The sequence below is a fragment of the Pseudanabaena sp. SR411 genome, assembly GCF_002251945.1.
Taxonomy (GTDB): Bacteria; Cyanobacteriota; Cyanobacteriia; order Pseudanabaenales; family Pseudanabaenaceae; genus Pseudanabaena.
On the sequence record NZ_NDHW01000045.1, the window covers coordinates 24,794 to 50,836 of the forward strand.

Sequence of the window (26,043 nt, forward strand, 5' to 3'; positions counted from 1 at the left end):
TTCTCTGGTTTGGAAGTTGCCATCAAAATCAAAGGATCACAGGTAAATCGTCGGGTCGAATGGCTCAAACCTGAGCTTCCCTATACGGCTATTAGCGTCAAGAGTGACGTTCATACTGATAAACGCTATATCTAGGACAAATAAAAAGCCAAAAGATAAGTGGCGGTGCAAAGCACTACCAATTATCTTTTGGCTTTTTATTTAGTTTATAGTTGTGAAATTGTTTTTAGTAAACGACTTAAATCTTTTGTTAATCTGTGAACATAAATACTCAATTAATAGAACTGATAAAAGTGTTTTGGCTACTAGTAAAGCAAAAATAAGTGGTGACCATTTAGGTAAGAAAGTAAGATCTTGCAGGTAATAAATGGCGAAAAATGAATGAACAAGCCACATCTGAAAAGAATATTTACCTAGATAAGCAAATACTTTAGATAGGTAATTGGTTTCAACTAATCTAATCGAAAAGTAGATAAATAAAGGCGTTAAAGCAAAGTCATAGTTTGGGACAAAGTTGACTATAAACTTAATTATAAAAACTCCTATAGCAGTCCTAAATCATTTGTAGATTTTTGGGTTTGTGGAAGCGCACCCCTTCGGGGTGCGCTTCCACAAACCATTTAGGATTGCTATATCGATCCTAAAACAATCCAAATCCAGCTTAAATATTCCAGCTTTTTGATTATCTTACTAGAAAAAAAGTTATGCTTGGCGCAAAGCATCCCCAATGCAAAAGATGTCTGTCTAACTACAAATGCCATTAAGCCGTATTGACCAACATCACGATTAAAATAATATCGTTACAAAATGAAATTTTCCACAACTTCTCAAACTTGTTCATCCTTAAACTTTCCGATTGACCAGTTACCAGCATTAAGTACCGAAGACTGCCAAAAGCTCAAAGACCATGCCATCACAAATACTTGCACTTTGCTGCAAAAGGCAGGTCGGAACAAAGCCCAAAAAGAAGAACTAGCGATCGCTCTTGGTGTGAGATTTCAGCTATTAACAAAATGGATAGCTTTCGCAGATTTGGCGCGTATCCCTGCGGTAGGTTGTCAACATTGCGGAGTGATTGTGCATAGTGGCATCGTTTCGGTGGAGCAACTTGCTCAAACTCCTCTCGATAAACTCCACAAACAAATTATGCGTTTACAGGTACAAAATTTTAACCGTGCTGATTTATGTCCTGATATTGGGGAGATGTCAATCTGGATCAAGCAAGCTCAACAACTTATGACTAAGAAAATTAGGGCCGTGATCTAGTAATAAAGCTTTAGTCACTCGCTTTTTGGGGTTTATGTTCTAACAAGACTGACGATCTATATATAAGGATAGGCAGTGCGAAGTGCCGCTTATCCTTGTATAGATCAAGTTTGTAGTTCACTTGGACTTAGTTTTTCGTATTTTTCAAAGGGTTGGTGAATCCAAGGATCGTCATCTAAAAAGTCCACATAATAATCTGGCTTTGCTACCGAGCAAGCCTTAAACCATAAAACTGCCGATCGCACTTCGGTAATGGCAAATTCTTCATGTTGTGTCAGCCATTCGAGAATCCGCATCATGGTTACACCCGAATCAACTAAATCATCTACTAACAAGATCCTTTTGCCAAGGGTATTAGTAGTCATCGTGATATTACTAGCGATCGTCAATTTCCCCCTTTCCTGAAAATCTTTGCCCCCATAGGAAGAAGTCGAGAGAATCGCTAGAGGCTTGTTATAAATCCGCGAAAGCATATCCCCAATGCGTAATCCCCCCCTAGCAAGACAGAGAATTTGATCGAATTCCCATTGAGATTGATAGATTTGGACTGCCAATTTCTCGATATTGGCGTGATATTCTTCCCATGAAACGTAAAGATCTGACATAGTTGCGGATTTAGTTTATAACCCAGAAATGAGGGAGCGGTGTTTACGGCAGTATCTAATTTTTGGTTTTTGGTTAGGTTCTGCAATTTAATAAAGAGCCAGATTTTTGATGACCTAGCAAAGCCGCGCCACAAAAAGTCATTTCTTTATTTTACTGCGCGTCCCTTAGGTACTTATAGTATCAATTAGTACATTCAATTGGACTTGTCGAAAAGTAAGCATTAAACTGGAGATAGTTGAAAATCAGATAGGGAGACAAGATCGTGGTAGCTGCTATTGAGATTCCTTCTATTGCAAATGTTGCTGAGAAGTCGATTGAACGCCGACTCACTATCCAAGTTGCCGAAATCGCGGCGGACACAACCACCATTCGATCGCTTGATTGGGATCGCGATCGCTTTGATATCGAGTTTGGTTTACAAAATGGTACGACCTATAACTCCTATATCATTCGTGGCGAAAAGCTAGCGCTAGTCGATACGTCCCACGCCAAGTTTCGTGAGCTATATCTCAATACCCTCAAAGAGCAAATCGATCCTGCTCAGATTGATTATTTAGTAATCAGTCATACCGAACCAGACCATAGTGGCTTGGTTAAAGAAATACTAGAATTAGCCCCCAATGCTACGGTGGTGGCGACAAAGGTGGCGTTGCAATTTCTTGGTGAGTTAATTAATCAGCCATTTAAGCAGCAAGTTGTCAAAAATGGCGATCAAGTTGATCTAGGTAATGGTCACATTTTACAGTTTGTAAATGCGCCGAATTTGCACTGGCCAGACACAATGATGACCTTTGACCTTGGCACATCGATTTTATATACCTGCGATATTTTTGGAATGCACTATTGCAGTGATGCAATTTACGATGAAAATTTAAAAAGAATTGCGCCCGATTATCGCTTTTATTACGAATGTTTGATGGCTCCTAATGCGCGATCAGTCATTTCGGCAATGAAGCGGATGGATGACTTACCACAGGCGGAAATCGTGGCAAATGGGCATGGTCCCTTACTGCGCTATAACGTCAAAGAACTAACGGAAAACTATCGCCAATGGAGTCAAGCGCAAACTAAGGGCGAAACTAATGTCGTGGTTTGCTATGTGTCCGACTATGGCTATTGCGATCGCCTCTCCCAAGCGATCGCTCGCGGAATCGCGAAAACTGGTGTAGCTGTAGAAATGGCAGATCTTAAAGCGATCGATTTACAGGAGTTGCGCGAACTTGTCGCCCATGCATCAGGTTTAGTTGTCTGCACACCGCCAGCGTCTAATAGTCATGTGGAAACTGCGATCGGGGCAATCCTTGCGGCAGCTAGCGAAAAGCAAGTAATTGGACTATACGAACCGCACGGGGATCAAGATTCATCCATTGATCTGCTGAATAATCGGTTTAAAGATTTGGGCGTAGTCACCGCTTTCCCAGCCATCAAGGTAAGGGAAAATCCCAACGAAGCTACCTATCAAACCTGTGATGAAGCAGGTACTGACTTGGGACAATTGCTAACTCGCAAGCAAAATATCAAACAACTCAAGGCGATCGACGCGGATCTTGATAAAGCTTTAGGACGTTTGGCAGGTGGTTTGTATATTATCTCGGCTGCCAAAGGCGGCGCACGCAGCGCCATGCTAGCCTCTTGGGTTGCCCAAGCTAGTTTTAAACCTTTAGGCTTTACGGTTGCAGTGGCAAAGGATCGGGCGATCGAGTCGTTTATGCAAGTAGGCGATCGCTTTGTTTTGAACGTGCTTGAAGATGGCAATTATTCTAAATTGATGCAGCATTTCCTCAAGAGATTTGCTCCTGGGGCAGATCGCTTTGAAGGTGTCAAAACTCAGTTATCGAGCTTTGGCGCGCCAATTCTCACTGATGCTCTTGCCTTTATCGAGTGCGAAGTAATGAGTCGGATGGAATGTAGCGATCACTGGATTATCTATGCGATCGCCGAAGAAGGTCGCGTCTCAAAACCTGAATCTCTCACCGCCGCTCACCACCGCAAGGTGGGTAATCATTACTAAAAAAAACAGAGCGCTTCGCTCCCTGTTTTTGAAACTTAAACGGTGATTAAGGTTATAATGTCTGTAAATTTAGCTACATTTTAAAAACTAAACTCTCATCGTTAGGAGTAGAATGTCATAGATTCTTGACATTCTACTCCTAATTTTTTATTTATTCATGCTGAACTTCCGAAAAGCGCGATCAAAATTGCAAACCTACTGGTTTAAACTCTTTGGCAGATGGCGATCGTGTCCCCTCACCTGTCCCATTGAAAGACCACATCGGAAGCATGTTTTTTGGAGTTGGTTTGGTAGTTGCTGTGCGATCGCCATAACAGCTTATTTAGCAACAATCACCAATTCTCCTTTGATCATGGCTCCCTTTGGAGCTACCAGTGTTTTAATCTTCGGCATACCTGAAAGCCCTTTCGCGCAGCCTCGCAATGTGATCGGGGGAAATCTCTTAGCAGCCCTAATTGCCTTGACAATTTTAAGTATTTTCGGCTCTTCCCCTTTGTCTATGGGCTTAGCCGTAGCCACAGTAATCGCCATAATGCAAATTACTAGTACCTTACATCCTCCTTCAGGTGCAGTAGCCTTAGTCGTCATGATGACCAAACCTAACTGGCAATTTCTGGTTACACCGACATTAGAAGGCTCAATAATTCTGGTAACTTGCGCTGTAATCTTTAATAATTTTGCTGAAGATCGCACTTACCCGAAGCATTGGTTGTAAAAATAAAATATCACTACGTGATATTTTATTTTTAGATATTTTTTAGACTTTGCCAAAGCGACGATCGCGTTCTTGATAATCAATTAGCGCTCGGTGAAACTCATGGCGATCAAAATCTGGCCAAAGTGTATTTGTAAAATACATTTCCGTATAAGCCATTTGCCAAAGCAAGAAATTACTCAAGCGCATTTCACCACTAGTCCGAATTAAGAGATCAGGATTATGGTTTCCTGCTGTGTATAAATGTTGCTCAAACACATTTTCATCAATATTTTCAGGCTGAATTTCACCCGCTAAAGTTGCCTCAGCAATTTGGCGACAGACTCTGACGATTTCGCGACGACTGCCATAATTGATCGCCACAGTAAAATGAATGGCTTGATTATTGGCTGTGGCAGTTTGCGATCGCTCAATTTCATTTCGCAAAGACTTCGACAAAGAATCGAGATCACCCACAAAGGAAATGCGTACTCCTTCGCGGCACATTTCCTCCAATTCACGACGCAACATCCGCTCAAATAGAACCATCAAGAAGTCAACTTCTTGAGCGGGTCGGCTCCAATTTTCCGTAGAAAAGGCATAGACCGTCAGAGCCGCAATTCCCCAATCTTTGCAGCATCGTAATAAATCCTTCAAGGCATCCACACCCTGACGATGTCCCGCAATTCTGGGCATTCCCTTTTGCTTTGCCCAACGTCCGTTACCGTCCATAATTACGGCTACGTGTTTGGGTAAGCGTTGGTGATCGAGGTCTGGTGGCAAAGTTTGCAATAGCTTAGCAGTCATTTCTTTTCTGACGATTTTCGACTTACCATATTTTTGAAATTCAATCTTGACCAGAGCCAGTTAAATTCTGGCACTGTTCTTCCTAAGGTCGTTGGACGATTATTACCTAGTTTAGTTTCTAATATTTCTCGTAGACGACTACTGGAGATGGGGCGATCTAAGATGCCATTCTCCGCGATCGCAATCGATCCTGTTTCTTCTGAAACAACGATACAAAAACAATTTCTAACGCGATCGGTAATGCCCATCGCCGCACGGTGTCTTGTGCCAATTTCGCGCGAGGCGGCTCGTTCAGAAATTGGCAAAATCACACCTGCCGCCAGAATGCGATCTTCTCGAATCAGGATCGCTCCATCATGCAAAAGCGTTGAAGTTTGAAAAATTGTATGCAATAACTCTTTTGATAATAAAGCGTTAAGTCTCACCCCTGGCACTGAAAAATCACGATCATCAATTGGTTCACCCGTCTCAATAATCATCAATGCACCAGTACGATTTTGCGATAGTTCAATCACTGCATCATTAATTTCTTCAACTACTGAGTCAGTCTCCACAGGTGTGCGTCGATTCGCTGTGGGTTGAATTAACGATAGTAAATCGCCTCGTCCCAGACGTTCTAGAAATCGCCGTAGCTCTGGTTGCAAAATTACCGCCATCGCCACGGCTGCACCAATCAATAATTTGTCGAGAACAAAATTAAGCAATCGCATACCAAGACGATCGCTTAATACACTCGCGATTAGTAAAAAGATGATCCCCCTCACCATCAATAGGGTGCGGCGATCATTGCTGAGGGACAGCATGAAATAGATCAATCCCAATACCGCAAGGATATCGAGTGCCCTCATAATGAATGCAATTGAGTTGATATTAAACCACTGCATTCATCATCCTCTCATTCACAACTCAACTCCAACTACTTCCGTAATACCAAAACATAAAACGCATATCCGTTTTATGTTTTTAAAACCCTGACTAGATTTAGTTTTTAATTCACAAAAGTGTTGTCACACTTTTGTGAATTGGTACATTACCAAAACATAAAACAGCGTAGCCGTTTTATGTTTTTAAAACCCCTAATGGGTTTGTTTTTTATACCAAGTTAAGAAATGGCATACCATTTCTTAACTTGAAAACCCTGACTGAGTTTGGTTTTTAATTCACAAAGTCGTCACACTTTTGTGAATTGGTATAATCTCTCTGGCAGACAATCTTGACGTAATAGATCCTCACGAGTTTCTCGTTTGATGATCAAACTGGATTCTCCAGTTCCCACAACCACTGCCGCAGGCTTTGGCAAACGATTGTAATTGGAAGCCATGCTGTAATTGTATGCGCCTGTACCAAATACAACGAGAATATCGCCAGCCTTAGTCTCAGGCAATTGAATATCTTTAATTAAAATATCACCTGATTCGCAATGCTTACCTGCGATCGTTACAGTTTGCGACAAGGATGCACTCATGTGATTTGCCACCACAGCCCGATATTTTGATTGATAGGTAATCGGACGAGGATTGTCTGACATCCCACCATCTACAGTAATGTAGGTTCGAATATCAGGAACCGTTTTGCTACCACCAATTGTATAGGCTGTTACACAGGTTGAGCCAACTAGCGATCGCCCTGGTTCACAGAGTAGTTTGGGTAGCGCTAATCCTGCGGTAACAAAAGCATCGGTTACACCCGCACTGACAGTTTTGATCCAGTCTTCGATGCTAGGAGGATCATCAGACTCTACATAGCGAATCCCTAGCCCACCACCAATATTTAGCTCAGAAAATTTCAAACCATACTGATCGCCAGCGAGTTTAAACCACTGCACCATCACGCCGCCAATATCTTGATGGGGCTGCAACTCAAAAATTTGCGAACCAATATGGGCGTGGATACCGATGCAGTTGAGGCTAGACTGAGCAACAAAAGCAAATACCGCTTCTATTTCATTGGGATCAAAGCCAAATTTACTGTCAATATGTCCTGTCTGAATATATTCATGGGTATGGCATTCAATTCCAGGGGTTAACCGCAACATTATGCGTGGTGCATTAAAGCTCACTTCAAGGGATTTCTCTTGAGCGAGATGAGCCAAAGTTTTTAGCTCATGCCAGTTATCTACGACAATGGTGCAGCCTGACTCTAAGGCATAGCTCAGTTCATCGGCAGATTTATTATTGCCATGAAAATAAATCAAACTCGGCGAAACCCCAGCCCGTAAAGCGGTCAAGATTTCACCTGCCGAGACAACATCAATCCCTAGCCCTTCAGAACTAACGATCGCACAAACCGCTAGGCAACTCCAAGCCTTAGAAGCATATAAAACTTGGGACTGTCCCTGATAATGCTTGGTAAAAGCATCTCGATATTGCCGACAGGCGGTTCTAAGACTGACTTCATCTAAAATATAAAGTGGTGAGCCATATTGGTTCACTAAGTCCACTACATCACAACCACCTATTTCCAGATGATCGTTAGAATTAACTATGGCAGTTAAGGGCAGAAGCTGTTGATTAGGAGACAAACTATCTAAGCTTGAAGTCGTATTTTGCAGTGAATTAGACTGAATTGTGGAGATGGTCTCTTGTCTGAGACTGGGTAAAACGGTAGTCATGAAATACCAATAACAATAAATTTGAGCAAAGTTTTCCTAATCTATTATAAAAAATAGCGGCAATTTTATTTGGAAACCAGCAATAAAGCTAGCAATTTTAGTTCCTAAGTACTTATCCAAAATAAATTCCTAAAGCTGTAAAGTTTCGCCCCTGCGGGGCGAAACTTTACAGCTTTAGGTTTGTGATGATTCACCAACAAAAACACACTTTTAAATGTCTATTTTTTCTAGGTTGAGCGATCGCTGTAACTCTTCGATCTCATCTTTATGGGCGCGGACTTTAAGCTTCGTCTCAGGCAAAAGTTGCAAACTAACTTGACGTTCGCGAGGAGTACCACGCCAATAAAACACACCCGCGATCGGCGAAAAGATCATCAGCCATAACCAAAGATTTTCCAGATCAGGGATTAAAATGCCTAACACTACACCCAGACAAATTAAGCCAACTGCCGCGAGTATTGTCATAAATATTGCCAAAAAAAGACTTGGCTTGACTTGACCTGATAGGGTTGCGACATCTCGCGCAGGATCAATCTCGATTACTTTGTAAGCTCTCTGCTGAAAATGATCGCGCACTTGCTTCAATAGGTGATCGTCCGTAATTTCTTCGACAGTGAATAGTGCATCAGTTGTGCGATCGCGGATTGAGCCGCGCAAAAAAGAAATTAATCCAAAAAACAACAGGATTGTTAAGAACAGAGTAGAGTATATTGTCGGAATAGTTGCAGGCATTCGGGCTGAGATGTGATGGGTTTTGGTTACAGTCTAATCAATCACTTATATTATAAGTAAGTAGACATACTTACAGTGCTTTGCGCTCAACCCCAAACCAAGGGATTTTTTGAAAGTGTCGCTAAGCAACACTTTCAAAAAATCCCTTGGTTCAGTTGGTCGGGAATTGCAGTAAATTTAAACCCCAAACAACTATGTTGCGATCATGGCGGACGTAATAGGTTTTTCTAAAGAGAATTACTGATACTCAAATTTTAAATTTGATCTATCATCCTGATTTTGATATAAAGATTAACGATTAAACGATTAAGGGTTTAACGATTAAGCTACTTAGGTAAAAACAACGATGACTGAATATCCTAAAGCTACCTATGTAGGCAAGTATGTCGATGATTCGTTTAAGCTTGCCAAATTTTTCAGAGTACTCCGCAAGCGTTGGATCGTCATCGTCGCTGTCTCGGTCAGCGTATTCGCTGGAAACACTTACTACACATTTACCAGAACTCCACAATATCGCTCAAGTGCTTCGCTTCTGGTTAACTCGACGATCGCCGTATCAGATATTCAACTTCCAGGTTTATCCACTAGCTCTCTGGTTAATCTTGGTACAGAAGTTGCCATCCTAAAGAGCCGACCTCTAATTGAAATTGCTGTTTCTAAAATGCAGCAATCTCCGTCAGCACTCTCCTTTAAAGACCTTGACCCGTTGACGATCATGAACGGATTAGATATCCGACCCGAAAAAGATACGATGGTTCTGCGTCTTACCTATACAGATAGCGATCCGAAGCGAGCGCGAGAAGTTTTAACTGCATTAACCCAAACTTACGTTGAATATAGCTTAAAAGATCGCCGTACTAAGTCCAGTACTGCGATTAAGTTTATTCAAGATAAACTGCCACAGGTTAAGCAACAACTTGATAAGTCGGCTCTAGCAGTTACCCAATTTCGTAAGACCTACAATATTGTCGATCCTGATACCTACGCTGCTTCCGTTTATAAAATGCGTGAGGCTTTAGAAAATCAAGCGCAAGATTTACAAATTAAAATGGCTCAAGTCCAACAGCAGTACGAAGCGCTTAGCCGTCAAGTTGGTAAATCTCCAGAAGCTGCGATCGGTAGTGCAATTTTACAACAAGATACTCCTTACCAATCCTTAGTCAAACAATTTCAAGAAGTTGAAACTAACTACTTTTTAGAGCGCACTCGATTTCGTGAAGATCATCCTACTGTGATCGCACTTAAAGATCGTCGTGATGAACTCTATCGGTTGCTGGAGACTCGTGCTCAATCAGTAGTTGGGGTTAGAGGCAGTACGACAAATATTACTAATGAGCCGAATAGTGCAATTCAGCAAAACCTAGCTTCCCAATTATTCGATGCTCAAACTACCCTTGCAGTGAGCCAAGCTCAACTAGAAAGCATTCGCAATGCCCAGTCTGAGGTTGCTACAGCTTTTTCTAAGATTCCCCAGATACAGCAAAGGTATGTGGAAATTCAAAGACAACTTGCACTTGATACTTCAACCTACAATAAGCTGAGTGAAAAACTAGAAGAATTAAGAATTTCTGAGGCTCAAGAAATTTCATCATGGAAAATTTTGGAGCCACCCCTTACTCCCATTAAACCATCTTCTCCAGATATCGAGAGGAGTTTAATAACTGGAGCAATTTCTGGAATAGCATTAGGAATCTTATTTGCTCTGTTACTCAATCGCTTAGATCAGCGCATTCGTGAGGTGGAAGAAGTCAGAGAACTGATTGATATTCCTTTGCTTGCTTCAATTCCAATGACAGAAGTATCCTCTTTAAGCGCAGCGACTAATCAAGGTATATTGCCCTCTAGTAGTTATTATGCTTTTAAAGAAGCGCTAGGTTCTCTTGCCTTAAATTTGCGCTACCTAGGTACAGATAACATGATGAAAGTGATTGCTTTCACCTCGTCTGTGCCTTCGGAGGGTAAGAGTACATTGACTTATAATCTTGCCACGATTCTATCGGCGCTAGGATATAGAGTTCTCTTAGTCGATGCCGATATGCGAAAGCCGTCCATTCACAAGTTAGCTGGACTAAGTAATAAAGTGGGTTTGTCTACGGCTTTAGCTACACCTAGTCCTTGGCAAGATTTGATTCAGGCTGGAGATGAACAAGATAATTTGCATATTCTGACTTCAGGTTCTCTTCCTCCCAATCCGATGTTATTGCTAGAGTCGAATAAGATGGCAGCACTCTTACAGGAATGGCGACAAGAGTATGACTATGTATTAGTTGATACGCCACCTGTAATCGGCATAACCGACGCTCAGTGTTTAACTTCTAAAGTCGATACATTTATTTTGGTAGCTGCGATTAATCGTTCAACTAGAAGTGGAATTTCCCGTGCATTAGAGATTTTATCAACAGCAAGAGCTAATGTTTCTGGTTTGTTGATTAATATGATTGGCTCCTCTGATAGTGAATATCACTATGGTTACTATAATCGCTACTATCTGAATGCCTCAGAAGCTGAAGAAGAGGAATCTGATGCGGAAGTAGAAGTCATCGAAAATTAAACCCAAAAAGAATAGCTGCGGCGCAAAGCGCCGCAGCCATTCTCTTAAAAATCTACACCACGTTTGAGGTCTACGCCTTTTTCGGCATAGTGCTTGTGACAGACCATTTCTGAATGAACGGATGCAAGGTCAAAATAGGCAGGTTGATTGAGGCAACGCCCAGTGATGATTACTTCGGTATCGCGAGACTTCTTGAGTAAGGCTTGGCAGATCGGCTCGACAGGAAGCAAATCCAGATCGACAGTAGGATTTAGTTCGTCCAGAATGATCGTTTTATAAAGTCCTGAGGCGATCGCTGCTTGAGCAATTTCCCAACCACGTTGAGCTTCAATGCAGTCCATTTCCTGCTGTTGACCACGCCAGACGATCGCATCACGTCCACAGCGCTGATGATCAATCACATGGGGATAGCCACGTTTGAGAGCGGCGATCGCTGCATCTTCGGTATAGCCAGCACCGCCCTTGAGCCATTGCATGATCAAAACACGATGAGATAAATCGCGGCTAATTCCTGTCCCGATCGCCTTAAGCGATCTTCCCAAAGCCGAAGTGCTTTTACCTTTACCCGCACCTGTATAAATCTCAATCCCCGTCACACCATATTTCTCGGCATGAGCTTCATCGTGCGATCGCATTTCCGAGTGCAGGTCAGCAATATCGATCAGTGATTGCGGTGCGCCGCGACCTGTGCAGATTACTTCTAAGTGGGGGAGCTTATTTTTTAAATCTTTGACCACGCGATCGACAGGAATTAGTCCTAAATCGAGAACAGGATTAATTTCATCTAAGACCACTACGGAATAAAGGCCTGAAGCCATTGCGCCTTTAGCGATCGCCCAACCACGTTCAGCTTCTTGGCGATCGAAGGGCGTGACATGCTCAGCATCAAAAAATTCAGCCCGACCAGTTCGCACATGGTCGATCAAGTGGGGAAATCCTTGTTGTAAAGCTGAGATCGCCGCATCTTCAGCATATTCACGTTCAGCCCCCTTGAGAAATCGCAATAACAAAATTCTTGTGCCAAAGGGCGATGTGTCGGACATTCCTAGTCCTAGAGATCGCAGCACCACACCTAATGCTGCTTGTGATTTGCCTTTGCCTGTTCCGTCATAAACATGGATTTGTCCGATCTCACGTTCGGGACGCACCTGTGCGGTCATAATGCCAATTGCTGCCATGTTTTTATCTAAGCTTTTTCATTTCTCATTCATTGTGATTATATCGAAAACCCAAAACTTAAAGACGACGCTTCCAAGGAGGCTATCACCTCAACCTAATTTCGGTTTTATCTTAATTACTCAATTACTCTTCCATACGTCGATATTAGACCTCCTGCAAATTAAATGTGGGCAGTCACATGCTTCAATTCATAGTTGTACAAAGCCGCAATTAAATTACACCATAAACCATAACTACGACGGCGATTGCGGTATCGTTCAGCCAGAATTTTGAAGATTTTAAAACGACGATTGATATGTTCAATGCAAATACGTTCTCGTGCGAGTTGACGGTTTGAGGCTTTTTGGTCTGGAGTTAGCGAGTCCCCTTTTGGTTTCTTAACGGGTAAACGACTATTAGCATGTAGCTTTTGGAGCCCTTGATACCCTTTATCTTGCAAACTTTAGTTTCAGGATGGAGGTGTACGTCAGAAGCTTGGAAGAGCTTAAAATCATGCTGACTGCCCTTGCCAAAAAACAAGCAGATTACCTCTTTAGTCTGCTGATTGACGATTACTTGACATTTGAGTGTATGTCGCTTTTTCTTGCCAGAATAAAACTGCTTTTGACCTTGTTGAGGACGCTCTATAGGCGTTTCTGTCACATCAATGATCGTCACATCTGGACGACCAAACCCTCTCACTAAATTGCTTCTTTCCTGGTATGCGGAAGCACCCTGAGCGCATCCATTCCTCTTCTACCCAATGCACTATGCGGCAAACGGTTGATTCACTCACCTCCCAACTATTGCCAATGTGGAAATAGGTTCGATATTCTCGCCAGTATTCCAAAGCCACTAGAACTCGATCCGATAATCCTAACTTCGTTTTTACTCCACGTTTGGCGCTCCAGCCCCAAAATGGTCGTAGGGCTTCGACCATTTTTTCAAAGGTGGTACGTTTTACCCCAAAATGTCGTTTGAAGTCTTTGGGTGATAATGATTTGGCTATTGTGGTATCAACCATTAGCGTAATTATAAGTTTGTAGAATTGGGGCTTGATTTTGACACTTTTGGCTGCCTCTGAAAATCAAAAATTCACTTCTAACCGACTCTCAGCCTAATTTGCAAGAGGTCTAATGCAGCCATTCAAAGAAAGTATCTTAGGCAAATAAAATATATGTATTAAGTTACCGTTGATTATGCCAAAAAGAACCTTGATGAACTATAGCAATCCTAAATGGTTTGTGGAAGGACACCCCAATGGGGTGTCCTTCCACAAACCAAAAAAATCCACAAATGATATAGGACTGCTATATGCGATCGGGCTACAAAAGAATCTGAAGGTGTAGGAATAGTTAGTGAAAATCGCAGCTACATTTTGATTGCCTAAAAAGAATGGGAATCACTCATGGAAACTGCGATAATTATGTAAACTCCTAATCTTCTGCAACAGGTGTTGCCTTTCATCCTTGAATTGGCGTTTTAATATTTTTGGTTTTGGTTTGAGCGCACAGTACTTTAGGGTAGCTTGCAAAAGAGGATTTGCGTTTTCTCCCTTTACAAGGTGAGATTAAGAGGGATAAAGGACTTCTAAAACAATCTCTTATTTAGCTTCCATCCAGTTTTTGCCAGTATGGACATCCACCTCCAACTTGACCGAAAGCTCGACCGCCGACTCCATCGCTGCTTTAATTTTTGGTTGTAATTTGGCAACTTCATCGGGTGGTACTTCAAACACAAGTTCATCATGGACTTGTAATAATAATCGCGCTTGATAGTCTTGCAAAAGTTCATCCACCCGCAACATCGCAATTTTGATAATATCAGCGCTAGTTCCTTGAATCGGTGCATTGACCGCCGATCGCAACAATGCCGCCTTCTGATATCCACCTACTTGACTTAGCCCACGGAAATAGCGTCGCCTGCCCAAAACTGTTTTTACATAACCATCCCGTTCTGCTTCAAATTCTACATCCTGCATATAAGTAAAAATGCGTTCATAGCGCTGATTGAACTTCTCAATAAATTGCTTGGCAACCTTCACAGGTACACCGATATCACGGCTAAATTTCTGCGCTCCCATGCCATAGATCACCCCATAGTTAATGATTTTCGCTAAGCGCCGCTCATCACTAGTCACTTCTTCTTTCTCTAAGAGCAGTTGGGCGGTGACAGTATGCACATCTTCTCCAGCATTAAAAGCTCTCATCAATTCAGGCTCTTGACTCAAGTGGGCAAGAATCCGCAGTTCAATTTGCGAATAATCCGCCGACATTAATATCCAACCCTCTTCAGGCAAAAATCCTGCTCTAATCCGCTTACTAAAAGCTGTGCGAATGGGAATATTTTGCAAGTTCGGATTAGAACTGCTCAAACGACCTGTTGAAGCAACAGTTTGATTAAAATCAGTATGTACGCGCCCAGTCTTTGGCTGAATCAGCGAAGGCAAAGCATCGACATAGGTGGATTTGAGTTTGGCAAGGGTGCGATTTTCGAGAATTGTGTCAATGAGTGGATCTTCACCTTCCAATTTGTTGAGAACTGCAACATCAGTGGAATAGCCAGTCTTGCTTTTACGTGACTTCTTTGTAAATTTTTCGCCCAGCATTTCTACTAAAATTTCGCTTAACTGCTTAGGAGAATTAAGATTAAATTTCTTTCCTGCTTGCTGATAAGCGGCGATCGCTAAAGCATCTAAATCTTTTTCTAATTCCTGTGAGAAAATACTCAAATATTCTTTATCAATTCTAATGCCGCACCATTCCATTTTTGCTAAAATTGGTTCTAGTGCCATTTCCACATTTTGGAATAAATCCCAAAGTTCAGGAATCGCAGTTAACTGCTCTTGTAAAATTGGCACAAGGCGATAGGTAATGTAAGTATCCATCCCGCAATATTGGGCAACTAAGGGAATTGCTATTTCAGCGATCGATTTGCGTTTACCAACTAGAGTTTTGTAGCTGACAGTGCGAATCTGGAGCAAATCCATCGCCATGTCATCGAGCTTATGGCTAGCTTCAGGATCAATCACATAACTAGCGATCATCGTATCGAATACCACTCCCGCTAGTTCAATTCCCGCAGCCTTAAACATCAAGCGATCGAACTTAGCATTCTGTAAATATTTCGGATAGCTAGTATCTTCGAGAATGGGGCTAAGAATTTCTCTCACCTCTTCCCATTTCAGATTTTCCCCTTCACTATGACTCAACGGAATATAAGCAACTTCACTAATCGAATCGCCCCAACAGCAGCCTATTCCTACTAATTCTGCTTCAAAGGGATTTAGCGCCGAAGTTTCCGTATCCCATGCCACAGGTTGTTTAGTACTACGGAACATTTCCACTAACTGCTCTAATTTAGGAATTGTGTCCATAATCTGCACATCTAACTTAAGCGAAGCAGTCGCAGCGATCGCCTGATCGGTTTCCTGCTTAGCAAAGTCAAACCACAACTCCTCATCTTCTCCATGCTGAGCCGATATCTCACTCCCATCGTTCTTAGGTAGAGGTGCTGGGGGTGAGGGCTTCTTCTCATAATTTCCTGATAACTTAGCTTGAATCTGATCAACCCGATTCACAAAAGCTTTAAGCTCAAGCTCTTCTAATAAAGGAATTAACTCTGCGGTATCAAAACCTGTTAATTTGCAATCGGCGATCGCCATCGGAAGCGGCACATCAGTTTTGATTGTCGCCATAAATTGCGAATGCTTAGCAGCTTCAATTCCTTGCTCTAACTTGGTTTTAACTGCTCCCTTCATCTTCGGTACGGCTGCCAAAACATTCTCTAAGCTGCCATATTCCTCAATTAATTTAATCGCCGTTTTCTCACCAATTCCGCGCACCCCTGGAATATTATCCGAAGCATCACCACATAAAGCCTTATAGTCCACAACCTGCGTGGGTGATACTCCTAGCCTCTCTTTCACCTGATCAGCATGGTATTCCACAATCTTATCTTTTTGACCAATGTTCAGCACCGAAATCCGCTTTTCTGCATCAATCAACTGAAATAAATCGCGATCGCCACTTAATATCTTCACGGTGTAACCCTCAGCACTCGCCGCCTGTGAGAGTGTTCCCAACACATCATCCGCCTCAAAACCTGCCTGAGTAATTGCTGGCAAATTCATCGCTGCTAAAACTTTCTGTAAGTTCTGCATGTCAGGAATAAAACTTTCAGGTGTTTCCGAACGATTAGCTTTGTAAGTATCGTCAATCTCATGGCGAAATGTGGGTGTGGCGAGGTCAAAGGCGATCGCTACGGCTGTGGGTTTTTCGCGATCGAGCATCTCAATTAATGCTTTCAAGAAGCCAAAACAAATACTAGTGGGGATTCCTGTCGAGGTTCGCAAGCCGCCTTCGGGATGTTTGCCAAAGGCGTAAAAGGCACGAAATGCGAGGGAATGTCCATCAACGAGTAAAAATGTGGGGTGGGTTTGTTCGCTTGAAGTCATGATGCTCGTTTTAAAGTTTTGGCGATCGCTAGTCTTAGGTTAACCGATCGCTGATTATAGTGCGATCGGGGTAAAAATGCCTATATACCTCAGCTATGCACGATGACTGCCAAAAAAATCCTTGTTCTGGCGTCAACACCAAAAGACTTACGGCTTGCATCGCTAAAATTTGAACCTAATTTTGTCTATTTTTCGGCATCCATTTTTCGGTAACAGAACCTTGCAGACAAAAATAATCGCTTTAAAATTTTGCGAATAGGACTAATCGTGATAGTTCTGTTATTCATACATAATGACTCTTACAGGCAGCAATTAGAATCTCTGTATCAGTTACTTAGTAAACGAGACGATGTTCATTGCTAATGCGTTTTGACCAAAATCCACTAAGTCCATATTTGAGAGGTTCAGGTTTACCGATACCTGAAAAAGGCGATCACTCAATATCTTTGATAAATTCTACTATTGTGTTGTAAACTTTTCGATCCGTTTTTGCCTATGTATTATAGTCCTCAAAGGCTTCTGCTTCAAATAGGATGTGTCTTCTCATGAGATGTTATCCCAATTAAGTTCTACGAGATTATTACGGTTTTGGATGTTTTCCACCGCAGTTAGTAACTGATGTTACGTGGAACGATTTTACTGGATGTAAGACTTTACTAGAGTTACAGGCGATCGACACTTTAGAGCCATGATATTTGACCTCTGTAAGGTCGAGGTTGCGTAAGCCCTTGACGAAAAATGCTTTTAGGTAGATGACCATGCTTTTGCGTTAATGTACAAGCTTTCTGCAACCTTTACGCATTTCTAAGCCAAGTTATCCCCTATCAAGACAGTGACCTAGAGAAGCTATACACCTATCTCAAACATTTAGCACTGAAATTACAAAAAAGAACATCAAGTTCAGGTTATCAGTTTGATGATGAAATGCAGCTTGCATACTATCGCATCCAAGAGATTAACGAAGGTTCTATCAGCCTAAATGAAGGCTATGCCGCAAAACTTGATAGGCCAAAAGAAGTTGGCAGTGGCAAAGTTAGAGAAAGTGACTTACCTCTGTCTCGTCTCATCGATCTAATTAATGAAAATTTGGGGAAGAACTGAATGAAGCCGATCAGCTATTTTTTGACCAGATTACCGAGGTTACCGCCCAAGTTGAGGCGATCGCCCAAGCGGCCCAAGCTAATCCCATCGATAAATTTCAACTTGCTTTTAGCCAAGTATTAGAGTCACTCTTTATCGAGCGGATGGAATTAAATGAAGACCTTTTTGCTCGTTATATGAATGACCCTGAATTTAAGGAATTAGTATCTCAATGGTTAGGACAACAGGTTTATTCGCGAATCCCAAAAACTATTTCTTATCCAATCAAGAAAAAATCAGGAAGACTGGTCTTGGAGATTAGCCTACAATGCTTTGCGCTCAAACACTTTTAACCTAAATTTGTTATACATAGCGCTTAATATCTCCATAGGCTCGATAGAAGCCACCTCGTGCTGACTCGCGCAACTCCTGCACCCAATACTTTGCACCCTCTTCTCGAATATCCCGTGGGAATTGTACAAACCAATCAGAATGATATCCTTCGGAAACCGCCCGTACCCGTAATTCGCTCCCTTGTCGAAAACATTCAACGATTACGCCTTGACCTGATGTGACGGAACTAGCGGAACTGGTAGTTTCCATGGGTGTAGTTATAGAGGCTGCTGAAGATGAAGCCTTAGCCTCAATTTGCCGAGTTTGCGGTAATTGCCCTGTCTGTGCCGAGGCGATCGCTTCTGCTGAAGCATCGACACAAGCTAGCACGCCATCGGTAGTTACGAGATAAAGGCGATCGCCTAAAAACTGCATCGAGAGCGCTGAACCACACCCTGTTCCCAATTTCCAAAGCCTTTTACCTGATGCTTCAAAGCAATAGATCGAAGAGGAGCTATCTCCTGCAAAGACATACTTTCCACCCTTGGAAGTGGCACAGGAATAGACAGAAGCATCACAGGCATAGATTTGTTCGACTTCACCTTGCTTACTTAAGCGATAGAGTTTCTTAGCTGAAGTTCCTGCATAGACTCCTTCTCCCTCTAGCCAACCAAATAGAACCGCACCGTTAGTTGTTTGTTGCCATAGCTGCCGTCCTGCTGCTAAATCGTAGGCAGTTACGCCTCCATGATGTCCATGATAGAGATTTGTACCATCGCAACGTACCATCCAGCCTGCTTGTCCTTGGCTGAGTCTTGTCCATTGCTCCCCTGTTGGCTCGATTTTGACGATCGCGCCATTGGCATCGGAAACCGCTAGCGTACCGTCGTAAATATCGAGCCAGTAAATATCAATATTCGGATCAATTTCGTAGGCGAGACGAGGTAATTTACCGCTGAGGTCGTAAACATTGCCATCATCGCAACCCACGTAAATCCAAATGTCATCGGCAACTATACATTTCACACCTTCAGGCAATTGAAACTGGTTATTGATCTGTCCTTGATGATCTAAATTAAACACTTGTCCCCTTTGATTCCCCAGCCAACAGCGATCTCGATCAATAAAAATGCCAAAAGCCGACGAGCTAGACCGAAATGACCACAAAATTGGGGCGCGGGTTGCGGTAGAGGCAACACTTTCTACAGAGCGACGGGTAACAGGCGCTCGCTTTTGACGTTCTCCCATCACCGCAGGTGCATAGCCTTTGCGCTTTTTTTCGTTAATCTTTTTCGTTGCTTCAGCTTGAGCTTTTTCGGCTGTGGGATAGGTTTTGTTTTGTTGTTGACCTTTATCGCCAATGCGTCCGTAGCGAATTCGCACCTCTACACCCTCAACAATGACCTCATAAAACTTGTGCGATCCTTGATCGCCTTCTGATAGCTCAAGGTAAGTGATATCCAGACTCATAGCTCTACTCGTGGCGATCGCCTATGTGTTGACCTGTATAGCATTTTGCACATGAGTGCATACTCGTTTGCAAAACAAAAAACAACTACAGTAAGGGTTTGCGGTTTTCATTGTACCTACGGCACAATTAAAACCACTATATGTGCTGACTTGATTAACCAATTTTGCCCGATTGCTTGACTTTGCGAGCAGTTACCTTACAAAACTTCAATTCAGCTATTTGCGCGATCGCTTCTTTGAACTATATTCTTAGAGCATGATGACAAACTACCGACCACCCAAAAGATGGCTGTATCCCATCGGAAAATTGTCCAAACTTGCGGCTACGATCGCCCTCGCTGCATTTGCCTATATTCCTTCTTCCGCAAAAGCTGAAACCTATATTAATAACCGTACCTGTCCTGCGGACTTTCCGAGCTTAAGTAAAGCTCTAGCTAAGGATTTACCAGACTATCTCAATCGCGTTTACAGTCGCTTAAGAATTAAACGCGAGGTGATGACCATTAGTCAGCCAGAACTAGAACCTTTGCCTCTTGCCCCCGATCAAGCAAGCGATCGCCTCCCGCAACAGATATTTTTATCGATCCTCGAACGACAAACGGGTAAAACCGCAACATCACAACGGGCTTACTGGTTATTTGTAGTTCCTACTTCTAACGGTTGGCGGCTAGCGATCGCCTTTATGCGAATCGGGCAAGCGCCGCCTGTAGATGTCAGTGATGCGGCGATCGCTGATGCTACAAATAAGTGGCTACGCGACTATTGCGATCCTCGTTATCAGCGCTAACATATGTAGATGTCGGCACAGCCGACATCTACATATGCTGGGAAATTATGTCTTTATTTGAAACTGTGCGATCGCAAATGCCTGTGGAAGTTCCATCGCAGTTAGAACGCATGGATGCTTTTTGGAAAAGTTATCGTCAAGGTGATCAAGCGATCACCAAGGTAGTCCAAACTTCACAGGAAAAGTTAGGCGACAAAGATTTTGATGCGATCGTCTGTGGTGGCACATTGGGCATATTTATCGCCTGTGCATTGCAGCGTCGAGGTTGGCAGGTGGCGATTATTGAACAGGGGATATTGCGGGGTAGGGCGCAAGAATGGAACATTTCACGGAAGGAATTAAATGCATTTTTAGAATTAGATTTACTCACAGAAGTAGAACTAGAAAAGGCGATCGCGACTGTATATAATCCTGCTAGAGTTGGCTTTCAAGGTGGTAAGGATCTTTGGGTGCGGGATATTCTCAATATTGGCGTTGATCCTATTTATCTATTGGAAGTTCTTAAACAAAAGTTTTTAGCTGCTGGCGGCACGTTATTTGAACAAACTGGCTTTAAACAGGCGATCGCCTACGCTGACGGTGTGTCTGTAGAAGTTGCCCTCACACCTAGCGCCTCTCCCGTAGGAGAGGAGAATAAGAGGATTACAGGGCGCTTATTGTTGGATGTGATGGGGCATTTCTCCCCGATCGCCAAGCAAGCGCGATCGCTAACACAGGGCAACATCAAACCCGATGGAGTCTGCATGGTGGTGGGAAGTTGTGCGAAGGGAATGCCCGAAAAATCCTATGGTGACTTGATTTACAGCTTTACGCCGATTCAAAATCAATGTCAGTATTTTTGGGAAGCTTTTCCAGCTAAAGATGGAAGAACTACTTATATGTTTACCTATGTGGATGCCGATCCACAACGTCCCAGTTTTGCTCAATTGATGGAAGACTATCTATTTTGGCTACCGAAATATCAGGAAATAGAACTTAGCAAACTGGAATTCCAACGAGTTCTCTTTGGCTTCTTTCCATCCTATAAACAAAATCCTTTGCAAACACCTTGGGATCGGATTTTGCAAGTAGGTGATAGCTCAGGAATGCAATCTCCGCTTAGTTTTGGTGGTTTTGGAGCGATGGTGCGGCATTTACCACGCTTAACTGATGGAATTAATACAGCGCTGCATCATGACTTATTGTCCAAAGAAAATCTGCGATCGCTACAGCCCTATCAGCCAAATCTGTCGGTAACTTGGCTATTCCAAAAATCGATGAGTGTTGCTGTCAATCAACAAATCGAAAGTGATCGCATTAATTATCTACTAGGTGTAACTTTTACGGCAATGGAGAAACTAGGCGATCGGGTTCTCTATCCATTTTTGCAAGATGTGGTACAGTTTATTCCCCTCGCGCAAACGATGCTTGCCATGTCTATTGCTGATCCTGTGCTAGTTTGGAGGATCATGCAACAGGTTGGTATTCCCACCTTACTAGATTGGCTAAAGCATTATCTGGGGTTGGGCGCATATAGTTTTTTGAATCAAATTAGTCAAAGAGTGGAACCTGCGATCGCAAATCTCTTGCCTGAACAAGAATATCAATGCCAACGTCAGTTTGATGCATGGTACTACGGTTCAGGTGGCGACTATGAGATACAAAGAGTAAAATAGGGCTGACTGCACAAGACTTTCAAGAACCTTATCCAATCATTTAACCCTAGGAAATCTTTGCGAGTTATAGGGGGCATGAAACCACTAGCTTTTATTTCCCAACAGGTCTAATGACACTAACTTGATTGCAATTATTGAGAAACCGATCTAGTAAATGTTTCTGTGCGCCGAAATGGAGATGGGTATAAGAAGCATGAACTCGATATTTTTGCCATCCTTCCGATGGATACTGTAAATGTGAATCATAGCCTTGTAGAGAATATAAGGGGCGATCGCTTAATTCGGTTAAAGATGAACGATGAAACTCATGCCCCCAAACCCGATCACCTTTATTTACTAATGGACTATCTTGCAAGGTGATCGCTTGTCGATATCCAAGGGTTAAGCGCTTGCCCATCTTTGCTGCTGTCGGGAAAATATTCACCATTGGGAATGATTGCTCATGGAAATCAACAATGCGATCGCATAGATACATGAGTCCTCCACATTCGGCATAGGTGGGAATTCCTGATGTAATGGCCTTGTAAACAGATGCTCTAGCAGTCTTATTTTCGGCTAATTCACTGGCAAACACCTCAGGAAAGCCGCCACCAAAGTATAAGCCTTGGATATTTTCTGGTAAGGTGCGATCGCTAATTGGACTCCAAGGAATTAACTCCGCACCCATTTCTCTAAACAAATCGAGATTATCAGCATAGTAAAAACTGAAGGCACGATCTTGCGCGATCGCAATACGAAGCCCCTCACCCCCAGCCCCTCTCCTAGTGGGAGAGGGGAGTAATATTTCTTCTCCCCCTCTCTCACTGGGAGAGGGGGCTGCGGGGTGAGTGCTTGCCATCAATGGCAATAATTTTTCCCAATCAAAGCAAGTCTCTCCTAAATGGGCTAACCGCTCAATAATTCCATCGAGATCAGACATTTCCGCAGTGGGAACTAGTCCTAGATGGCGATCGGGAATGGAGATATCATCTTGACGACGGAGAACACCTAAGATTGGCAAATTTAATGGTTCTAAAGCTTGGGTTAATAGCTCTAAATGGCGATCGCTACCAACACGATTAAGCACAACGCCCGCAATGTGAATGCGTGGATCAAAGGTGCGATATCCATGCGCGATCGCCGCAATTGAACGAGAAGTACTAGCACAGTTAAGAATTAGGACTACTGGCGCATCTAGCAGCCTTGCAACGTGAGCAGTACTAGCAGTATCATCTTTCCCCGTTGCACCATCAAATAGCCCCATTACCCCTTCGATGAGTGCATATTCAGCATTCTGGCTATGTTTCGCAAAACAGCCCTTTACATAATCTTCCGAAGTAAGAACAGGATCGAGATTGCGACAGGGTAGCCCTGTGATGTAGGAATGGAACATGGGATCAATGTAATCGGGTCCCACTTTAAAAGATTGCACTGGAGATTTAGCAGATCGCGCTTTCATTGCTGCTAATAGTGCCAAAGTTACGGTGGTCTTGCCTACACCACTACGCTCACCTGCGATAATAACTGCCATTTTATAGATAGGGTTCCGCGATTTAATAAAGAACCAGATTTTTGGTAGCGCGGCTTCGCCGCGCTACCAAAAATCTGGTTCTTTATTTTACTGTATGTCCCATATTGATTTTTAATCCTGATCATGAAATAAACGTCGCAAGAATTTATCTTCTCCACCAGATATAAACTATGCCACTTTCCATCTCATAAGCCCGATCGCTTACAGTCTCAAATTTGCCACTAGGCTCGTAGAGTCCCAGCTTTTTAAAAACTCTGCCTCCGCGATCATCTCTATAGGTAAATGGTACTCCATCATAGTTTTTGAAGGATTGACGTACTCCATCTTGCCATACTATCTCCGCATCGAAAACTTCAACATCAGAAGAAACCTTGCAGGGCATTGCGGCTTGAGGTTTGGCAGAGCCATTTACGAAGTACATACAAAATGCATTGCGAGTCTGAATATCAGCATGGGCTGGAGATACAACTCCTAATGCGGCGATCGCTGAGATTACACTAATTAGGGCGGCTTGAATTTTCATGGGTTAATTTCTTGATTATGAATAACACAAGCCAAAAAGACAAAGCCAAATCATAAATTGTTCCATTTACAGCACTTTACGCCCAAAGCCAAGCCAAGAAATTCTTTAAAAGTATTGCTTCACAACACTTTTAAAGAATTTCTTACGGTTCGTTTGATTGTTAATTACTGTAATTTGGTAAGTAGCTCACCATAATTAAAACCTAGAAAGATGTTCCGCCCGCTTCGCGAGCGGAACATCTTTCTAGGTTTTTAGTTTACTTATGCCTAGCTACTTATTAGGGAATAAATGGAATAAATTGCCGCAAAAACTTACGCAGTTTCAATAGACCGATGACTTCTCGCACCTTGGGTGAGACGAAATCTTCAGGTGGTATGCCATCGAGCGATCGCAGTTTTTCCATGAGTTCAGTATATTCGGCTGCCGAGAGTTGTTTGCCATCGATCGGCGATCGCGCATCGGTATAGATTTCGGCACGCAAAACTTCTTCGGGGATATCTTCCTGTACAAGTTGTTTTGACTGTGTTTCGGCAAAACTAAGCATCGGCATCATCGCAATAGCAGAGATCTGGACACTCAAGAAAGTGGCGATCGCTAATCTGTGATTTCTGCTTTGCTGTAAATTTGAGCGGTGTACAGCTTGACAACTTTTAGCGCCCCAATCTATTTGGTACATCTTCACAGCCTCCTGGGATAGTTTTACGAGATTTTTTGCCACACCATGCACAGAGATATTGGCGCGTTTCTTCGGATAAATCGATCGCCTTGCTAAAGTCGGCATCTTCCACCACTGCACCCGTGTATTCCCCTGTCTCAAAGTTGGGGAGATGTTGGCGATCGCGGGGAGAGGCGGTTTCTAGCTTGCCATAAAATAGCCTCACTCGACTCAGATCTGTACCGCGCAAGTTTGCCTTAGCCAAGATCGCCCCCACAAGATTTGCACCCGTGAGATCGCAATTTACAAAATTTGTCTTAATCAAGTTCGCTCCACTCAAATCTGCATTTCGCAAATCCGTATTACAAACATCACGACCAGCTAGCATCATTCCTAAATTAACTACGCGCACTCCATTAGCCAAGTCTACGACATAGCCACCAGTTCCATCCAGAATCGGACGACCGAGTAAGCCATCACGTTTGAGTGGAGTTAGAAGATTGGCACTGGATAAGAAGCGAATAATTTTGGCGCGTCCGTCAGCATCACACCCACCTAATAATGCTGCGGTTCTGGCTTGGGCGATCGCTCTTTCTAAAGGCCAGTCTTCCAATTGTCCCTGTGGATCAAGAACGAGATCAGAAATCCCTTGAAAATAAGAATCAATGGTTTGCTGTTGAGTGATTACATTTTGCTGACCTGTCAAACTTTCCGAAATTTCATTTTGTCGCCAAGCCACCCACACCGCCAAAATCGCGATTAAAATCTGTCCCACTGCTCCTAAAGCTTCCCATTTTAGGCTGTCAAACCAACGCGCAAATGCGATGTCAAACTTAGTGACATGGGTTGCCATTAATATAGCGACTCCAGCGAGAATAATCGATAGGGTAATATCCCAGCGTTTTCCCAGTGGCGACTTAGCGAGCGCTGTTAGAAATGGCGGTAAGAGAATTGGCAGAATAATTGTTGTGATGATGGCAAGCCCGATATAAACCAGTTCATCGCGTTCTAAATACATGGCGATGAGGGCTACAATCGATGCGATCGTGGCGATGATTAAGAAAAATACTTTGATCCGAGAATTTGGTAGAGCCAATCTAGTTAATTCTGTTGATTTTGCTGAGAATTTGGGATAAAA

21 protein-coding genes and 3 pseudogenes are annotated in these 26,043 nt (G+C 42.9%); 9 read left to right on the forward strand and 15 right to left on the reverse strand.

Going from position 1 to position 26,043, the window contains the following annotated elements; genetic code table 11:
- Positions 1 to 6 precede the first annotated feature (6 nt).
- Both B9G53_RS27135 and B9G53_RS03075 read left to right on the forward strand, forming a co-directional pair.
- A pseudogene (locus B9G53_RS27135) lies at positions 7 to 120 on the forward strand (IS1 family transposase); the annotation flags it as partial.
- Between the two features lie 687 nt (positions 121 to 807).
- Entirely contained in the window at positions 808 to 1,266 is a 459-nt protein-coding gene (locus tag B9G53_RS03075; RefSeq protein WP_094528958.1) for a DUF4332 domain-containing protein, read from the forward strand.
- Between the two features lie 104 nt (positions 1,267 to 1,370).
- On the opposite strand, the gene B9G53_RS03080 is transcribed toward B9G53_RS03075, so the two are convergent.
- The gene (locus B9G53_RS03080; RefSeq protein ID WP_094528961.1) at positions 1,371 to 1,871 is read right to left on the reverse strand and encodes a phosphoribosyltransferase; all 501 of its coding nucleotides are present in this window, start codon (positions 1,869 to 1,871) and stop codon (positions 1,371 to 1,373) included.
- Positions 1,872 to 2,134: 263 nt separating this feature from the next.
- Here B9G53_RS03080 and B9G53_RS03085 point away from each other — a divergent pair, with 263 nt between their 5' ends.
- Together B9G53_RS03085 and B9G53_RS03090 are read left to right on the forward strand one after the other, a co-directional pair.
- Entirely contained in the window at positions 2,135 to 3,883 is a 1,749-nt protein-coding gene (locus B9G53_RS03085; RefSeq protein WP_254923530.1) for a diflavin flavoprotein, read from the forward strand.
- Between the two features lie 157 nt (positions 3,884 to 4,040).
- Complete coding sequence (locus B9G53_RS03090) at positions 4,041 to 4,598, forward strand: HPP family protein (protein ID WP_094528964.1); 558 nt, start codon at positions 4,041 to 4,043, stop codon at positions 4,596 to 4,598.
- Between the two features lie 42 nt (positions 4,599 to 4,640).
- On the opposite strand, the gene uppS is transcribed toward B9G53_RS03090, so the two are convergent.
- From uppS to B9G53_RS03110, 4 genes are all read right to left on the reverse strand, one after another.
- Positions 4,641 to 5,384 carry a polyprenyl diphosphate synthase gene (gene uppS, locus B9G53_RS03095; RefSeq protein ID WP_094528967.1) on the reverse strand — a complete coding sequence of 248 codons (744 nt, stop codon included), beginning with the start codon at positions 5,382 to 5,384 and terminating at the stop codon, positions 4,641 to 4,643.
- Positions 5,381 to 6,268: a diadenylate cyclase CdaA gene (gene cdaA, locus B9G53_RS03100; RefSeq protein WP_094528969.1), complete on the reverse strand. Its 888-nt coding sequence runs from the start codon at positions 6,266 to 6,268 to the stop codon at positions 5,381 to 5,383. Before cdaA ends, uppS begins: the two co-directional genes overlap by 4 nt.
- Positions 6,269 to 6,555: 287 nt before the next feature.
- Positions 6,556 to 7,995 (reverse strand): diaminopimelate decarboxylase, encoded by a 1,440-nt coding sequence (gene lysA, locus B9G53_RS03105; protein ID WP_094528972.1) that lies wholly within the window; start codon positions 7,993 to 7,995, stop codon positions 6,556 to 6,558.
- A gap of 210 nt (positions 7,996 to 8,205) precedes the next feature.
- The gene (locus B9G53_RS03110) at positions 8,206 to 8,727 is read right to left on the reverse strand and encodes a cofactor assembly of complex C subunit B (RefSeq protein WP_094528974.1); all 522 of its coding nucleotides are present in this window, start codon (positions 8,725 to 8,727) and stop codon (positions 8,206 to 8,208) included.
- Between the two features lie 346 nt (positions 8,728 to 9,073).
- Between B9G53_RS03110 and B9G53_RS03115 the strand changes: the two genes are divergently transcribed.
- Positions 9,074 to 11,278 carry a polysaccharide biosynthesis tyrosine autokinase gene (locus B9G53_RS03115; RefSeq protein WP_094528977.1) on the forward strand — a complete coding sequence of 735 codons (2,205 nt, stop codon included), beginning with the start codon at positions 9,074 to 9,076 and terminating at the stop codon, positions 11,276 to 11,278.
- A 44-nt stretch (positions 11,279 to 11,322) separates the two neighbouring features.
- Here the strand turns inward: B9G53_RS03115 and B9G53_RS03120 are convergent, their stop codons facing one another.
- A complete protein-coding gene (locus tag B9G53_RS03120) occupies positions 11,323 to 12,456 on the reverse strand; it encodes a cob(I)yrinic acid a,c-diamide adenosyltransferase (protein ID WP_094528981.1) in 1,134 nt (377 codons plus the stop codon).
- Positions 12,457 to 12,617: 161 nt separating this feature from the next.
- A pseudogene (locus B9G53_RS03125) lies at positions 12,618 to 13,460 on the reverse strand (IS5 family transposase).
- A 175-nt stretch (positions 13,461 to 13,635) separates the two neighbouring features.
- Between B9G53_RS03125 and B9G53_RS27140 the strand changes: the two are divergent.
- Positions 13,636 to 13,785, forward strand: coding sequence for a hypothetical protein (locus B9G53_RS27140; RefSeq protein WP_176453070.1), 150 nt, complete (start codon positions 13,636 to 13,638; stop codon positions 13,783 to 13,785).
- Between the two features lie 254 nt (positions 13,786 to 14,039).
- Here the strand turns inward: B9G53_RS27140 and polA are convergent, their stop codons facing one another.
- The 3 genes and pseudogenes from polA to B9G53_RS26620 all read right to left on the reverse strand — a co-directional run bounded on the left by polA (position 14,040) and on the right by B9G53_RS26620 (position 17,652).
- Positions 14,040 to 16,892 (reverse strand): DNA polymerase I, encoded by a 2,853-nt coding sequence (polA, locus tag B9G53_RS03130; RefSeq protein WP_094528984.1) that lies wholly within the window; start codon positions 16,890 to 16,892, stop codon positions 14,040 to 14,042.
- A gap of 334 nt (positions 16,893 to 17,226) precedes the next feature.
- Positions 17,227 to 17,439, reverse strand: a pseudogene (locus B9G53_RS28930) (Txe/YoeB family addiction module toxin).
- Between the two features lie 33 nt (positions 17,440 to 17,472).
- The gene (locus B9G53_RS26620; RefSeq protein WP_141211690.1) at positions 17,473 to 17,652 is read right to left on the reverse strand and encodes a hypothetical protein; all 180 of its coding nucleotides are present in this window, start codon (positions 17,650 to 17,652) and stop codon (positions 17,473 to 17,475) included.
- Positions 17,653 to 17,816: 164 nt separating this feature from the next.
- On the opposite strand from B9G53_RS26620, the gene B9G53_RS27895 reads away from it, so the two are divergent.
- The gene (locus B9G53_RS27895; protein ID WP_217901497.1) at positions 17,817 to 17,993 is read left to right on the forward strand and encodes a hypothetical protein; all 177 of its coding nucleotides are present in this window, start codon (positions 17,817 to 17,819) and stop codon (positions 17,991 to 17,993) included.
- Positions 17,994 to 18,335: 342 nt separating this feature from the next.
- Here the strand turns inward: B9G53_RS27895 and B9G53_RS03145 are convergent, their stop codons facing one another.
- Entirely contained in the window at positions 18,336 to 19,775 is a 1,440-nt protein-coding gene (locus B9G53_RS03145) for a WGR domain-containing protein (protein ID WP_094528987.1), read from the reverse strand.
- 256 nt (positions 19,776 to 20,031) lie between these two features.
- Between B9G53_RS03145 and B9G53_RS03150 the strand changes: the two genes are divergently transcribed.
- Positions 20,032 to 20,562: a hypothetical protein gene (locus B9G53_RS03150; protein WP_254923531.1), complete on the forward strand. Its 531-nt coding sequence runs from the start codon at positions 20,032 to 20,034 to the stop codon at positions 20,560 to 20,562.
- A gap of 47 nt (positions 20,563 to 20,609) precedes the next feature.
- On the forward strand, positions 20,610 to 22,217 hold the full coding sequence (locus tag B9G53_RS03155) for an NAD(P)/FAD-dependent oxidoreductase (RefSeq protein ID WP_094528993.1): 1,608 nt from the start codon (positions 20,610 to 20,612) through the stop codon (positions 22,215 to 22,217).
- Positions 22,218 to 22,308: 91 nt separating this feature from the next.
- On the opposite strand, the gene B9G53_RS03160 is transcribed toward B9G53_RS03155, so the two are convergent.
- From B9G53_RS03160 to B9G53_RS03175, 4 genes are all read right to left on the reverse strand, one after another.
- Positions 22,309 to 23,727, reverse strand: coding sequence for a cobyrinate a,c-diamide synthase (locus B9G53_RS03160; RefSeq protein ID WP_094528997.1), 1,419 nt, complete (start codon positions 23,725 to 23,727; stop codon positions 22,309 to 22,311).
- 145 nt (positions 23,728 to 23,872) lie between these two features.
- Positions 23,873 to 24,250: a hypothetical protein gene (locus B9G53_RS03165; protein ID WP_094528999.1), complete on the reverse strand. Its 378-nt coding sequence runs from the start codon at positions 24,248 to 24,250 to the stop codon at positions 23,873 to 23,875.
- A gap of 277 nt (positions 24,251 to 24,527) precedes the next feature.
- A complete protein-coding gene (locus tag B9G53_RS03170) occupies positions 24,528 to 24,926 on the reverse strand; it encodes a hypothetical protein (RefSeq protein ID WP_254923532.1) in 399 nt (132 codons plus the stop codon).
- Positions 24,901 to 25,923, reverse strand: a complete 1,023-nt coding sequence (locus tag B9G53_RS03175; RefSeq protein WP_094529002.1) for a pentapeptide repeat-containing protein — start codon at positions 25,921 to 25,923, stop codon at positions 24,901 to 24,903. Before B9G53_RS03175 ends, B9G53_RS03170 begins: the two co-directional genes overlap by 26 nt.
- Positions 25,924 to 26,043: the final 120 nt, after the last annotated feature.